Here is a 14,697-nt window from a genome sequence, read left to right as displayed (position 1 = left end):
TCGGGGTGATCTTTTTGGGTGCTGGCATTGATGATCTTGGCACCAATGATCCGTGTTTCACACCCCTGTAACCGAACGTTGCCACATCAACACCACCGGTGCAACGAGAGATCCCACCGCATCTTTTGGTAAATCCGACAAAAACCCCAATAAAGTACGAATGACCACTCTCGCGTTTAAAGTGACAAATAGCGCCAATCTCCCGTCGGAGCGAATGCTGCGAACCTGCAGATCCGCAGCGCTCCGACGACCGTCCGGCACATTGGCACGATCGAGCGTCAGTCCAGGTAGTCCGCGGGTGGGCCGACCACGGCGAGCGCCGCCAGCAGCTCGTCGTGGACGCCCGGCGCGGCGGCCAGCAGGCCGCGGCTCGCCAGCGAGTGCTCGGTGCCGTCAATGTCGGTCACCAGGCCACCGGCGGCGCGTACGAGACAGGCGCCCGGGCAGGTGTCCCAGGGATGGTTGCCGAAGGCGATCATGCCGCCGACCAGCCCGGATGCCGCCCACGCTGCTTCCACCGCGGTGGAGCCCAGGACTCGTACGCGCAGACTGCGCTCGGCCAGCAGGTCCAGCAATGCCATCCGCCACCGGGTCGGGAAGCGTCGGCCGCCATTCGCGGTCACATTGCCGAAGGCGATCGCCACGTCCGCCAGCTTGGTTCGCCCCAACGCCGGCAGCGCTTTGCCATTGCGGAACACCGGGCCACCGGTGACGGCCGCGTAGCGTTGGTCAAGCAGCGGCGCCCAGGTGAGGCCGATGACCGGCAGGCCATCTCGCATCAGCGCCAGATTGATGGCGGTGATCGGCAGCCCGAGCGAGAAATTCGCCGTGCCGTCGATCGGGTCGAGCACCCAGACAGTGCCCTCGGACGGCGCCGGACCACCGTTTTCCTCGCCGTGCACACCGATGCCGGTGCGCTCGACCAGCAGCGCGCTCACGTGCCGCTCAATCGACAAGTCGGCTTCGGTCGCGAAGTCCTTGGCGCTCTTATGGACGCTGGCCTGGGCACCGAGCTGGCCGGTGAACTCGGCGACGGAACCGTCCAGAATCTCGCTCGCGACTCGCAGCAGGTCAGCGTCGCTCATCGGGTCAACTCACCGCTCGCGACCAGCACCGCCGGTCCGGACAGCAACGCCGCCGGCCCATCCAGACTCACGACCAGCCGGCCGCCTGGCACGTCCACCGCCACCACTCCGTTTTCCCGGCCAGCTCTGCGCAACGCCACTGCCGCGACAGCGCACGCGCCCGTACCGCAGGACCGCGTCTCCCCCACGCCTCTCTCGTGCACCCGCATGACGACGTGCTCGTCTGCGCCGTCCACCGCCGGCTGGTCGAACGCGACGAACTCCACATTCGCGCCAGCCGGCAGCACCTCCGGGTCGATCCTCGGCGCCCGGAAAAGCTCCAGGCCGGCGACCTGCTCGGGACTGGCGACCGCGCACACCAGGTGCGGATTGCCGACATCCACCGCGAAGCCGTCGTACGACGTGTCGCCCACCCACGCGGTCGTCGCCGCACCAATCGTCGGCCGCTGTGCGTCAATCGTGATCTGATCGCCGGCCGGCAGCACCCTGCGCAACCCCGCCCGGGTCGCCACCGTGAACTCCCCCGGTCCCGCCTCGCCATGTGTGAGCAGCCAGCGCGCGAAAACCCGCAACCCGTTCCCGCACATCTCGCCGGCGGTCCCATCGGCGTTGTGGAAGTCCATAAACCACTCGGCATCCGCCGCGTGCTCAGCAGCCTCCGGATGCTTCGCGGACCGTACGATCCGCAGCACCCCATCGGCGCCAACTCCGGCCCGCCGGTCGCAGAGCGACCTGACCAGCCCGGGCGTCAGCTCGATCGCCCCATCCGGGTCAGGCAACAACACGAAGTCGTTCTCGGTGCCATGACCCTTCCAAAACCGCAGGCCACCGGAATCAGCGATGCTCACACCCCCATCGTACGGCGACCCCAGCTGCCGGTATTTCGACGCACACCGCTATCCGGCGGGGAAGACCACCCCTGCCGATCCGCCGCCGCGGCGTACCGGTTCCGCGGCGGCGAGCATTCGTCCGTGGCCGAGGAATTCCACGCCGGTGGCGGCGCCGATTTCCGGGTTGTTCACGAAGGTGTGGCCCATCGCTTTCAGCGCCGCGAAGTAGGCCGCGGCTTGGAATGCCGGCTCGGCCTCGGTGTTGGCCGCGTTGCGTTGCGAAGCCCGGGGCGCAGCGATCGCGTCCTCCAGGGACAGGTGCCGATCGATCCGGCCGAGGATCACCTGCAGGGCGGTGGTGATGATCGTCGCGCCGCCTGGTGAGCCGGTCGCGAAGAACGGCTTGCCGTCCTTGAGGACGATGGTCGGCGAGATGCTGGACCGCGGCCGCTTGCCGGCGGCAGGCAGGTTCAGGTCCGGTACGCCGGCGGTGATCGGGGTGAAGTCGAAGTCGGTGAGTTCGTTGTTCAGCAGGAAACCGCGCCCGGGCACGGTGATCCCGGAGCCGCCGGTCTGCTCGATGGTGAGGGTGTATTCGACCACGTTGCCCCACCGGTCGGCGGTGGTCAGGTTCGAGGTGTTCTGGCCCTCGTAGCTGGTGGGCGCGGCGGTCCCGCTGGTCGGGCAGCCGCCGTACGAGCCATCCGGGTTGCCCGGCGCGACCGTTCCGGTGGAGGCCTTGGTCGGGCTGATCAGACAGAATCGCTCCTTGCCGAAGCCCTGGGACAGCAACTCCTTCTGCGGCACGGTCACGTACGCCGGGTCACCCACCCAACGGTTCCGGTCGGCGAACGAATATCGGGACGCCTCCAGGAAATAGTGCAGATACTCGGCCTGCGACATCTTGGACAGGTCCACGTTGTCGAGGATGTTCAGCGCCTCGCCGACGGTCGTCCCACCGGACGACGACGGCGGCATGCTGTAGACGTCGAGCCCGCGGTAACTGACGTGCGTGGGTGCCCGGTTGATCGCGCCATAAGCGCGCAGGTCGGCGAGGGTCATCTGACCCTTGCGTACGTTCCGCGTCGCCTTCGGGTCAACCGGCGGGTTCTGCGTGGTCCGAACGATGTCCTGGCCAATCGAGCCGCCGTAGATCGAGCCGATCCCCTGCCGGCCGAGCTGCTCGTACGTTCGGGCGAGGTCCGGATTACGCAGGACCGTGCCGACCACGGGTGGCTGCCCGCCAGGCAGGAAAAGCTTCGCGGTGGCCGGAAAGTCCTTGAAACGGTCGGCGTTGCTGGCCGTCTGGTCGTGGAACGTCTGGTCGACCACGAAGCCGTTGGCCGCTACTGCCTCAGCCGGTCGCAGCGCCTGCCCCAGCGACAGGGTTCCCCACTGCCGCAACGCCTGCGACCAGGTCGCCGACGTGCCCGGGACGCCGTTGGAAAGCCCGCTGGTGACCGCCTGGTCAAACGGGATCGCGACGCCGTTCTCGGTGAAGGTGGTGGACTTGAAGGTCGCCGGCGCGGTTTCCCGGCCGTCGATCGTGTAGACGCGCTTGGACCTCGCGTCGTAGTACGTGAAGAAGCCACCGCCACCGATGCCCGTCGAATACGGCTCGGTGACGCCCAGCGTGGCGGCCGCCGCGACCGCCGCGTCCACGGCGTTGCCGCCGCGCCGAAGCACCGCGAGACCGGCCTGGGTGGCGTCGGCGTCCACAGTGGACACCGCGCCGCCGTATCCGGTGGCCACCGGTTGCTTCGGCGTGGGCCGCCGGGCGGCCGCTGCCGGCGCGGCCAGCAGACCGGCCGCGAGGACGACCGCGGTCACCGCACCCAGCTGGGAAACCAACCGGCCGCGTCGGAACAGGGAGGACGTTCCACGATCAGACATGCGGCCAATCTGCCGTACGACCGGCCTCCCAACAAGACCCGGCGGGCGGCCGTTGCGGGTCAACGCGAAAGGGCAAGCAAGGCCGCGGTCATCTCGGTGACCATTGTTTCGATGGTTTCCGGCAGCGCGATGTTGTGCAGCATCGGGTATTCCAGGGCGACGACCGGTACGCCCGCCTCCGACAGCCGTTCGGCGTAGCGGCGGCCGTCGTCGCGCAGGAAGTCGTGCCGGCCGGTCACGATGACCGCCGGCGGCAGACCGGCGAGGTCGGTCGCCAGCAGCGGCGACACGTACGGATTTTCCCAGTCCGTGCTGTAAAGCCGGCGCACCCCGTCCAGGTTCGGGAGCACCGCGGGATCCGCTCGCAGCGACGGCGAGGAGAGCGTGAGGTCCAGGCCGGGCACGTGCAGCAGCTGCGACCGGATCGCCGGCCCGCCCCGGTCGCGCGCCAGCAGGCACAGCGCGGCGGCCAGGTTGCCGCCCGAGCTGGCCCCGGCCACCGAGACTTCGGTGGGACGCAAGGACGAAACCGTCCAGAGCAGTGCCGCGTACGCGTCCTCGAGCTGCTGCGGATACGGCGACTCCGGCGCCAGTCGGTAGTCGACGTTGACCACGACGCTGCCCAGCGCCGCACAGAACCGCTGGCAGTACAGGTCGGTCAGCGCGAATCCGCCGCCCAGCCACCACGCGCCGCCGTGGTAGTAGACGAGCGCCGGAAACGGCCCCTCACCCGCCGGTGTGTAGACGCGTACGGTGATGCGCCCGCCCTCGACCTCCACTTCTCGGTCCGAGACGGTGGGAGCGTCCGGCGGAGCGGCCGGGAGCAGCTGGGCCAGCACGTCCGCCGGCGCGTCATGGGCGGCGCGTACGGCCGTCACCTCGGCCAGCCACTCGGCCCGGCTCTGCCCGGGCGCTGGCCAGGGCGACGGCAGCGCCGGCAGGTCGGCCGGCAACTGGCTCATCACCTCGGCGACCAGCATGGCCAGCCGCGGGTCCATGGTGTCCTGGTCAGGAAGGGGCATGGGGGTCTCCTCAGGCAGTGGATCGGACCACGAGCTGGCCGGGCAGCATGACGTGCTGGACGGCGGCGGCCGGGTCGGCGAGCCGTTCCAGCAGGAGTCCGGCGGCCAGCCGGCCGGACTCTTCGAACGGCTGGCGGACCGTGGTGAGGTCGAGCGCGTCGGCGAGCGTGCCGTCGTCATAGCCGACCACCGCCACGTCCTGCGGCACCCGCAGGCCAGCCGCCCGGAAACCGGCGACCAGGCCGGCGGCAAGGTCGTCGTAGTGCGCCAGGATCGCGTCCGGAACGGCGCTCGCGGCGATCAGCTCAGCCGCCGCCCGGCGCCCACCGGAAAGCGAGTTGTCGGTGGTCACGTGCCGGACGTCCGCCCCCAGCGCCCGTACGAGCCCACGTATCCGCAGCTGACCGGGCGACAGATAGTCCGCCGACCGCTGCTGCTCACTGACGTACGCGACTTCCCGGTGGCCGCGCTCGGCCAGGAACTCCCCGACCAGCGCCCCGCCGCCCTCGTCGTCCACGTTCACCGTGGTGAAGTCGCGGTGCACGCTGTCCACCAGTACGGTCGCGAGCCCGCGCTCGACCAGCCGGCGGGCCATCGCGTCCTCCAGCGGCACGCCCATCAGCAGCATGCCGTCCAACCGTCCGGTCGTGGGCAGCGAGCTGAGCAGCGGAGACACCGACGCGGCCACCGATGGTTGGTCGAAAACCACCACCTCCACGGCCAGTCCCTCACACGCCCGGAGCACGCCGACCAGCCGGCCGCGGTACGACGCGTACGAGCTGAAAGGCGCCAGCACCCCGATCCGCCCGACGCCCCTGCGGGCCTGGCTGACCGCGTCCGCCTTCGGCGTGAAGCCCAGCTCGTCGATCACCTCCAGCACCCGCCGCAGGGTGGCCGCGCCGACTCGCTGCGGCTTGTTGAGCGCGTTGGAGACGGTCGTGATCGACACCCCCGCTCGGGCGGCCACGTCGTAGATCGTCGGCCGCTCCGGCACGCCGGTCATCGGTCCTCCACGGTCATGCCCGGCCATGCACGTCGACGAGTCTCGCGATCAGGTCGTCCTGCCAGCGCCGGGCCGTCGGCCAGGTCGCCGTCAGTATCGGCGAGCCGTGCAGCGCACCCGGGTAGCAGGTCACCGACGCGCGGACGCCGGCGTCCCGCAGCCGCTGGACGAAGGCCGATCCGTCCGTACGCAGCGGATCCCACTGCGCGGTCTGGATGTAGGTCGGCGGGAACCGGGTGAGATCCGGGACCAGCAGCGGTGACGCCGTCGACAGCTCGGCGAGCTCGAGGTGCCCGAGGTAGTCCCGGCGAGCCCGGTCGAGCAGCGCGAGCGTACGGCTGAGCAGGTCGCCGATCTCGCTGTCCGGACCGTGCTGCACGACGAGGTCCGCGCAGGTGGCGGTGGCCGTGCCGAGGGTGAGGTCGAGCGCCGGCACCTCCAGGAGCAGCGCCGCGATCCCGAGCGCCGGCTCGGCGACCACCGCGGCCGCGGCCAGGTTCGCGCCGGCGGACGAGCCGCCGAGGGTGACCGTCGCCGGGTCGACGCCAAGCGCGACCGCGTTTTCCGTGAGCCATCGGACCGCGGCCACCACGTCGTGCACCGGTATGGGGAACCGATGCTCGGGAGCCAGCCGGTATTCGACCAGGACGACGACACAGTTTGCCCGTACGGCCCGGTGTCGCGCACTGCCGTCCGCCACCAACTCGTCGATCGACCCGGTCGTCCAGCCGCCGCCGTGCAGCACCACGTGCGCTGGCAGCACCGCGGCGGGATCCGGATGATAGGTCCGTACGACGATCTCGGCGCCGCCACTGACCGGCACCCGATGGTCCCGCACGTCCGCCACCGGCGGCCCGGGCTCCCCGAACTTCTCGAACATCCGGTCGATTTCCGCGGTCAGGAAGACTCGGAAGGCGACCATATCGGCCGGCGCGAGAGAGGACTCCGCCATCGCGTCGAGGTGCGCGCGGACGGCCGGTTCCAAGGTCATTTCGACTCCCCGTTCGGTATTTCGCGGTGTCGGTGACAGGCCACGTGATGGCCGATCGCGTGTTCGGTCAGGATGGGTCGCTCGTCGAGACAGCGCTGCCGCGCGTACGGACAGCGGGCCGCGAAAACGCAGCCGTTGCCGTTGGCCGCTGGTTTTGCGGCCTGCGGACGGGAAAGCCGGGCCGCCGCCTGTCGCGCTGGGTCCGGGATCGGGACGGCGGCGACCAACGCCCGGGTGTACGGGTGCGCCGCGGTGCCGGACATCGCCGCGGCCGGCCCGCGCTCGACCACCTGCCCGCGGTACATCACCACGATCTCGTCGCTGAGATAGCGTACGACCGAGAGATCGTGCGAAATGAACAGAAAACTCAGCTGGCGGCTGGCCCGCAGCCGGCTCAGCAGGTTCAACACCTGCGCCTGCACCGAAAGGTCCAGCGCACTGACCGCCTCGTCGCAGACCACGAAGTCCGGATCCCGCACGATCGCCCGCGCGATCGCGATCCGTTGCCGCTGCCCACTGGAAAACTGCGCCGGATGGCGGGCGGCCGCCGACGCCGGCAACCCGACCTCGGCCAGCACCTCGGCGACCTGGTCCCGGACCAGGCGGGCCGGCATTGCGGCGCCATAACGCAAACCCTCGCCGAGGGTGTCCCCGATCGTCCGCGCCGGGTTCATCGATCCGTACGGATCCTGGAAAACCACCTGCATCCGCCGGCTCAACTCGCGCCGCCTCCGGCCGGTAGCCGCGGTGATGTCCTCCCCGTCGAACCACACACTTCCGGCGCTGATGGGCGCCAACCCGACCGTCGCGAATCCCAGGCTGGTCTTGCCCGACCCTGACTCCCCGACCACCCCCACCACCTGCCCCCGCCCGACCCGGACGTCCGCACCTCGCACCGCCACGGTCTTCCCGTACCGCACCTGCAGCCCCCTGACCTCCAACATCAAAGCCCCCGCGAACTTGACGGTTTCGTTGTCGACACGCCGGAGTTGAGAGCGAAAACGTCGAGTTCGCGGAGCCTGTCGTGATGCAGGCAGCGGGTGAGACCGCCGTTCGCCGGCCGCAGTGGTACGGGACCTGTCGCGCAGTCGACGGCGGCGAACCGGCAGCGATCCTGGAAACGGCAGCCCACCGGCCAGTCCGCCGGCGCTGGCACCACGCCTTCGATCGCCGGCAGCGGTTTACCTGGTACAGCAAGGAAAGGACTCGACATGAGCAGGCCGGCCGTGTAGGGGTGCCGGGGTGTTCGGACGAGCTCGGTCAGCGTCGCCTCCTCCACGATCTCGCCGGCATACATGACAAGCGCCCGTTGACAGAGGTCACTGAGCACCCCCCAGTCATGGGTGACCAGAATGACCGCGGTGCCCACATCGCGCAGCAGGTCGAGGATTTCGGCTTGTACGGTCACATCCAGCGCCGTCGTCGGTTCGTCCGCGATGATCAGTACCGGGTCGCCCGCCAACGCGGCCGCGATGCCGACCCGCTGCGCCATTCCGCCGGACAACTGGTGTGGATAGCGCCTGGCCACCGCCGCCGGATCGGGCAGCCGTACGAGCTCCAGCAGTTCCACCGCCCGCCGCCGGGCCGCGCCGCGGGAGCAGCCGCGGTGCGTACGGACCACCTCGGCGACCTGCGCACCGACCGCAAACGCCGGGTCGAGGCTGGCGACCGGTTCCGGCGACACCCACCCGATCCGGGCACCACGGACCGCCGCCAGCTCCCGCCGACTCGCCTGGGTGAGGTCTTTTCCTTCGAAAACCACACTTCCGGCGGTGATCCGGCCGCCGCGGAGCAACCCGAGCACGGCCTGGACGGTGACCGACTTGCCGCAGCCGGACTCCCCGACGATGCCCAGCACCTCGGCCGGCATGAGGTCGAAGTCGACGCCGGAAACCACCGTGTTTTCCGTGCCGTACTGGGGAAAAGCGACCGTAAGGCCGCGTACGGACAGCAGCGCGCCGGCTTTGCCCGTCGCAGGACTGCTTGGCACCGTTGAAGTGCGGGGCCGGTGAGTGCCACTGTGGTGGCGGTCCGCGACCGCGTCACGAATGCCGTCGCCGACCAGCCCGAGCGCGAGGATGAAGGAAATCACCAGAAAACCGGACGGGACCAGCAGCCACGGTTGGGTGCCGAGGTTGGTCGACGCCTCCGACACCTGCCCACCCCAGGTGGCCTGCGCCGAGCCCACCCCGAGAAAACCCAGCCCGGTCTCCAGCAGGACCGCGCCGGCCCCGAAAAGCGACAGCTGAACGACGATGGGCCCAGTCAGCCTCGGCAGGACGTGCCGGCGCAGGATCGTCACCGCCCGCAGGCCACTGACTTTGGCCGCGCTGATGTAAAGCTCCTCGCGAACGCCCCGGGCCACCGAGCGTACGATCCGGGCCAGCCCCGGCGCGGCGAGCAGGCCCAGCGCCACCATCGCGGCGGTCTCGTTGCCGGGAAAGATCGCGACCACGACAAGCAGCACGATGATCACCGGCACCGCGTAGACGAGATCCGCGAGCCGCAGCACCACCCGCTCGATCCAGCCGCCGAAATAGCCGGCAAGCACACCCATCGGCACTCCGACGGCCAGGAAAAGCAGGCTTGACACCAGAACTCCGACGAGCGTGATCCGGCCACCGAACAGCAACCGGCTGAGCACGTCCCGACCCAACACGCCGGTCCCCAGCCAGTGCTGCGGGGTCGGCCCGGACAGCGCCTGGGTCAGGTCCTGGTCGTCCGGGCCGTAGGGCGCGATCACCGGCGCGAGCAGGCTGGCCAGCGCGATCACGACCAGATAGCCGGCCGCCAGCCTCGCCAGTGGCCGCCTCACATCCGGACTTTCGGGTTCAGCGCGGCATACCCGATCTCCACCACGAGATTGACCCCGACCACCAGCAACGTGAACACCACAGCTACGCCTTGAATCACTGGAATGTCGTGTGTCGATGCCGCCGAAACCGCCAGCCCGCCCAGTCCTGGCAGCACAAAGACGGTCTCAGCAAGGACCGCCCCGCCAAAGAGCCCGACCACCACCAATCCGACCACGCTCAGCACCGGCGTCGCCGCGTTTCGCAGTACGTGCCGGAAAATCACCGACCACTCCGGCACTCCTCGGGCCCGCAGCACCATCACGTACTCCCGGCCGAGTTCGGCCAGCACACCGTCCCGGGTCTGCTTGGCGATCGGCGCGCTGCTGCCCAAACCCAGGGTCAACACCGGCAGGACCAAGGAGGCCAGCCAGCCGCCGACCGAGTCGGCGGCCGGGGTGTAGCCGGTGGCCGGGAACAGCGGCAGCGCCACCGCGAACAACGCCACCAGCACCAGCCCGAGCCAGTAGCTCGGCACCGCCAGTCCGAGCAAAGACCCCACATCGACCAGCCGGCCCAGAAAACCACCGCGCAACGCGCTCGCGACCCCCAGCCCGACGCCCACCGCGGTCGCGACCAGGACGGCGCCGCCGACCAGCGAAAGCGTGACGCCCAGCCGGCCCGAGAGCTCGTGGGTGACCGCGTCCGACGACTGCAGCGACTGGCCGAGATCGCCATGCACCGCGGCGGCGAGCCAGTGCACATATTGTTGCCACAGCGGCTCATCCAGATGCAGCTGGCGACGCAGCGCGACATACTGCGCCGGGCTCGCGTTCACTCCGAGGATGGCTCGCGCGGCATCGCCGGGCACCAGGCTGGCCAGTACGAAGGTCAGCATCGAGACGCCGAGCACCAGGGGCACGGCGGTCAGCAGCCAGCGTACGACGATCTTGCGCATTCACCCCTCCCCGGTTATTTGGTGTCGAACCAGTCCAGCGGCGACGCCACCGGCACCGCGGGGCTGACAGTCAACCCACCCAGGTCGGCACGGCCGAAATACAGGACCGGAGTGAAGGCCACCGGCGCGAACCAGGCGTTCTCGACGAGATATTCCTGCATCTGCTGGTCAAGTCCGGCGCGCGCGGCCGGCTCGGCGGCAGCTGCCTGGCCGTAAAGCGCGATCAGCGGCGCGGAGGACGTCTTGAAGCCGTTGAAAACCGCGGCCGCCGGCAGGAAAAGTCCCTGTCCCATCAAGTACATCGGGCCGGCACCGTAACCCACCAGCACGGTCGGATAGCGATGGTTGGTGGAGTCGGTGACGTACGACTGCGCGTCGGTCACCGTCGTCAGCTTGAGGGTGATGCCGACTTTCGCCAGCTGGCCGGCAATTGCCTGCCCCATGGTGTCCATGCCGGGAAACTGCAGGACCAGCACCGCCAGCGTGAACCCGTTCCGATAGCCGGCGGCGGCCAGCAACTGCTTCGCCTTTGCCAAGTCGTACGGGTATCTTTTCGCGGCGGCCGGCGAGTATCCATCGGCGCCGGGGACCACGGTCTGTACGGTCGGCACCCCGTACTGCCCCAGCACTGCCCGGGAAACGGTGGCCCGGTCGATCGCGTAGTTGATCGCCTGCCGCACCCGTACGTCCCCAAGTGGTTTGCTGACCTGGCCACCTCGGTCGATGAGATTGAGGCCCTGCCAGACAAACGGCACCGACGCGACCTGCATGCCGGCCGCCTTGGCCTGCGCCGCGGTCGCCACGTCCGCGCCGGTGATCACGTCGACCTGTTTGGTTTTCAACGCGTTCAACGCGGCCTGCGGGTTGGCGATTACCCGCATGACGATTTTTTGGTAGTGCTGGCGGGAAGGATCGTAATAGCCGCGCCGAGCCACGTACGTGTAATGGTCTCCGGCGACGCTCGTCGACGGATCGAAGACGTACGCGCCAATGCCCGCGCTCGGCGTCGACACCGTGAGTTTGGCCGGATCCGCAAGGCCTTTCGGGCTGATGATCTCCCCCACGCCATAGAACTGTGTGAGGATCTGCGGCATCAGCGGCACCGGAGCAGCCAGTTTGATCGAGAGGCTGAGCGGCCCGGTGACGTCGACGGATTGCACCGCTCCCAGCAACTGGGCCTGCGCACCGACGGCTTTTCGAGCATAGTCAAGCGAAGCCTTCACCCCGGCGGCTGTCAATGCGCCGCCATCGGAAAAGGTCACCCCCGGCCGAAGCGCCAGCGTGAAGTCTTTGTTCCCGGTGCCGACGTACTTCCAGGAAGCCGCAAGCGCCGGTTTCAGCGAGCCGTCGGACGCCTGATAAATCAGCGGGTCGTAGGCCAGCATCGTGTACGAGACGAAGGCGTTGTCGACGGTCGCCGGGTTGAGGCTGTTCGGTGCCGACGGGACCGCCACTGTCAACGTCCGCCCGGCCACTGGCTTGCCCTTCGGTGCCGGGGCACCATCGCGGCCCGCACCGCCACCGCAGGCGGCGGTCACCGCCAAGGTCGCCGCGACCACCAGCGCCAGGACGCTTCGATCTCGCGCTCCGCCGATCGACACGAGGACCTCCGGAAGGCTCGCCATCTTGTGACCTGCCCCACATAGTCCGCATCGCCCGAGCCCTTGTCAAGCGCTTTACAAAAATCACTTCACAAGAAGCCTGGTCTGTCCACAAGGCCGACGAAACCGGGGATCAGCAGAGGGCGAGCGCGGCGGCCAGCAGGTCGTGACGGGTGGCGTCGAGCCACTGGATCTGGTCGTCCCGGCGGAACCAGCTGCGCTGGCGGCGGACGAACCGTCGGGTGGCCCGCGCGGTCACGTCGACCACCTCGGTCTCGGGCAGCTCGCCGTCGAACATCCGCAGCACCTGCGCGTACCCAAGGGCCCGGGACGCCGTCAGCCCGGACCGCAGCCCGCGCCGCTCCAGCTCGCGCACCTCGCGGACCAGGCCGGCGGCGAACATCCGGTGCACCCGCTCGTCGACCCGGTCGTCGAGGTCGTCCGGCGTACGATCCAGGCCGATCTGAAGGGCGTCGTAGACGGGCTGGCGATCGGGCAAGCTCGCCGCGAACGGCCGCCCGGTGATCTCCATCACCTCCAGCGCGCGGACGATCCGCCGCCCGTTGCTGGGCAGGATGACCGCGGCGGCGGCTGGGTCGGCAGCGCCCAGCCGGGCATGCATCTCGGCCGCGCCGACGACCTCGAGCTCGGCCTCCAGCCGGGCGCGTACGTCCGGGTCGGTGCCAGGGAAGTCGAAGGCCTCCAGGACGGCCCGCAGGTAGAGGCCGGAGCCGCCCACCAGGATCGGCACCCGCCCGGCGGCCAGCAGCTCGTCGATCACCTCGCGCGCGTACCGCCGGTAGAGCGCGACGCTGGCGGTCTCCGCCACCTCCCAGAGGTCGAGCAGGTGGTGCGGGATCCCGCCGCGCTCGGCCAGCGTGGGCTTGGCCGTACCGATGTCCATGCCGCGGTAGAGCTGCATCGAGTCGGCGTTGATCACCTCGCCGCCGAGTCGCTGGGCGAGCCGGACGCCCAGCGCCGTCTTGCCGGTCGCGGTCGGGCCGACGATCGCGAGCACGTCAGCCACCGAAACCTCGCACATTGCGCAACCCCGCGACCACGGAAAGAGACTTCGGGCGATCGGCAACGGGCACGGAAGAAGACCTTAGCGGTCGCCGGCGTCACACCAGGTGACCAGCGGCCGCGGGCATTCGTGCCTTGAATAGAGTAAGCGGTGAATTGCCGGCGGGGAGCGGGTCGAATACGCGACAATGCGACTGCACGCGCGATGGGGCCCCGCAGCGCGACGCTGGTGAAGGGCCGGGAAACGAGGGTGGTCATGGTCGACGGCGAGACGCCGCAGAGCCAGTTCGGGCGCATCGACGCCGACGGCACGGTCTACGTCCGAACGGCAGCGGGTGAACGGACTGTCGGGTCCTGGCAGGCCGGGTCGGCGGAGGAGGGTTTAGCTCACTTCAGCCGCAGATACGACGATCTGGTGACCGAGGTCGTGCTGATCGAGAATCGGTTGGCATCGGGCAGTACGGACGCCTCACACGTCGCCGGCAGCGTGAAACGGTTGACCGACAGCCTGCCGACGGCGGCGGCGGTCGGCGATCTTGACAAGCTCGCCGCCCGCCTGGAGGTGCTGTCCGGCAAGGTCGCCGAGGGCGCCGAGAAGGCCAAAGCCGAGCGGGCCGCCCAGCGCGAGGCCGCCGTGGTGGCCAAGACCGCGCTGGTCGCCGAGGCCGAGCTGATCGCCGCCGAGTCCACCCAGTGGAAGACGGCCGGTGACCGGCTGCGCGCGATCCTGGACGAGTGGAAGGCGATCCGCGGCGCCGACCGCAAGTCCGACGGCGACCTGTGGAAGCGCTACGCCGCCGCCCGGGACGCCTTCGGCCGCCGCCGCGGCAGCCATTTCGCCAGCCTGGACGCGGCCCGTCGGGAGTCGCAGACGGCCAAGGAGAAGCTGGTCGCCGAGGCTGAGGAGCTGGCCACCTCCAGCGAGTGGGGTCCGGCCGCGACCCGACTGAAGCAGCTGATGGGCGACTGGAAGGGCACCGGCCGCGCGCCGCGCGAGGCCGAGGACACTCTCTGGACCCGTTTCCGGGCCGCCCAGGACGCCTTCTTCGCCCGCCGCAACGAGGTCTTCAGCGAGCGGGACGCCGAACAGCGCAACAACCAGAAGGCCAAGGAGGAACTGCTCGCCGAGGCCGAGAACCTGCCCATCGACACGGACGTACGAACGGCGCAGGCCAAGATGCGGGACATCCAGTCCCGCTGGGAGTCCGTCGGCCGGGTCCCCCGCGACTCGATGGGTGACCTGGAGTCACGCCTGCGGGCCGTCGAGGAGGACATCCGCGACGCCGCCGACAGCGAATGGCGGCGTGGCAGCGCGGACGCCAACCCGCTGCTGACTCAGATGCGCAACCAGGTCGCCGAGGCCGAACAGCGCCTGGAGCGGGCCCGTGCGGCCGGCGACAAACGCCGTGTCAAGGACGCCGAGCAGGCCCTGGACAGCAAGCGCCGCTTCCTGCAGCTCGCCGAGCAGCCGCAATAATCCGCGCGAGGGTGACGCGAAA

At 69.5% G+C, this 14,697-nt stretch carries 12 protein-coding genes; 1 reads left to right on the top strand and 11 read right to left on the bottom strand.

The annotated features are described in order from the left end of the window. Positions 1 to 278: 278 nt before the first annotated feature. The 11 genes from ABD301_RS35405 to miaA all read right to left on the bottom strand — a co-directional run bounded on the left by ABD301_RS35405 (position 279) and on the right by miaA (position 13,217). Entirely contained in the window at positions 279 to 1,085 is an 807-nt protein-coding gene (locus ABD301_RS35405) for an inositol monophosphatase family protein (protein WP_344314536.1), read from the bottom strand. Next, positions 1,082 to 1,933, bottom strand: coding sequence for a diaminopimelate epimerase (gene dapF, locus ABD301_RS35400; RefSeq protein ID WP_344314535.1), 852 nt, complete (start codon positions 1,931 to 1,933; stop codon positions 1,082 to 1,084). The genes ABD301_RS35405 and dapF overlap by 4 nt, the downstream gene beginning before the upstream one ends. Positions 1,934 to 1,981: 48 nt before the next feature. Further along, positions 1,982 to 3,808 carry a gamma-glutamyltransferase gene (gene ggt / locus ABD301_RS35395; protein ID WP_344314534.1) on the bottom strand — a complete coding sequence of 609 codons (1,827 nt, stop codon included), beginning with the start codon at positions 3,806 to 3,808 and terminating at the stop codon, positions 1,982 to 1,984. A gap of 59 nt (positions 3,809 to 3,867) precedes the next feature. After that, complete coding sequence (locus ABD301_RS35390) at positions 3,868 to 4,830, bottom strand: alpha/beta hydrolase (protein WP_344314533.1); 963 nt, start codon at positions 4,828 to 4,830, stop codon at positions 3,868 to 3,870. Positions 4,831 to 4,840: 10 nt separating this feature from the next. After that, on the bottom strand, positions 4,841 to 5,833 hold the full coding sequence (locus tag ABD301_RS35385) for a LacI family DNA-binding transcriptional regulator (RefSeq protein ID WP_344314532.1): 993 nt from the start codon (positions 5,831 to 5,833) through the stop codon (positions 4,841 to 4,843). 13 nt (positions 5,834 to 5,846) lie between these two features. Further along, entirely contained in the window at positions 5,847 to 6,824 is a 978-nt protein-coding gene (locus ABD301_RS35380; protein WP_344314531.1) for an alpha/beta hydrolase fold domain-containing protein, read from the bottom strand. Beyond that, entirely contained in the window at positions 6,821 to 7,768 is a 948-nt protein-coding gene (locus ABD301_RS35375; protein WP_344314530.1) for an oligopeptide/dipeptide ABC transporter ATP-binding protein, read from the bottom strand. Before ABD301_RS35375 ends, ABD301_RS35380 begins: the two co-directional genes overlap by 4 nt. After that, complete coding sequence (locus ABD301_RS35370; RefSeq protein ID WP_344314529.1) at positions 7,768 to 9,639, bottom strand: dipeptide/oligopeptide/nickel ABC transporter permease/ATP-binding protein; 1,872 nt, start codon at positions 9,637 to 9,639, stop codon at positions 7,768 to 7,770. The genes ABD301_RS35375 and ABD301_RS35370 overlap by 1 nt, the downstream gene beginning before the upstream one ends. Continuing rightward, positions 9,636 to 10,574 carry an ABC transporter permease gene (locus ABD301_RS35365; protein WP_344314528.1) on the bottom strand — a complete coding sequence of 313 codons (939 nt, stop codon included), beginning with the start codon at positions 10,572 to 10,574 and terminating at the stop codon, positions 9,636 to 9,638. The genes ABD301_RS35370 and ABD301_RS35365 overlap by 4 nt, the downstream gene beginning before the upstream one ends. A gap of 14 nt (positions 10,575 to 10,588) precedes the next feature. After that, positions 10,589 to 12,199, bottom strand: a complete 1,611-nt coding sequence (locus tag ABD301_RS35360) for an ABC transporter substrate-binding protein (protein WP_344314527.1) — start codon at positions 12,197 to 12,199, stop codon at positions 10,589 to 10,591. 109 nt (positions 12,200 to 12,308) lie between these two features. Continuing rightward, positions 12,309 to 13,217, bottom strand: coding sequence for a tRNA (adenosine(37)-N6)-dimethylallyltransferase MiaA (miaA, locus tag ABD301_RS35355; protein WP_344314526.1), 909 nt, complete (start codon positions 13,215 to 13,217; stop codon positions 12,309 to 12,311). 237 nt (positions 13,218 to 13,454) lie between these two features. Between miaA and ABD301_RS35350 the strand changes: the two genes are divergently transcribed. Beyond that, positions 13,455 to 14,675 carry a DUF349 domain-containing protein gene (locus tag ABD301_RS35350; protein WP_344314525.1) on the top strand — a complete coding sequence of 407 codons (1,221 nt, stop codon included), beginning with the start codon at positions 13,455 to 13,457 and terminating at the stop codon, positions 14,673 to 14,675. Positions 14,676 to 14,697: the final 22 nt, after the last annotated feature.

It is taken from the genome of Fodinicola feengrottensis, assembly GCF_039530045.1.
In the GTDB taxonomy this organism is placed as follows: Bacteria; Actinomycetota; Actinomycetes; order Mycobacteriales; family HKI-0501; genus Fodinicola; species Fodinicola feengrottensis.
The sequence above is the reverse complement of the archived record's forward strand: the minus strand, read 5'-3'. Positions and strand labels throughout refer to the sequence as shown.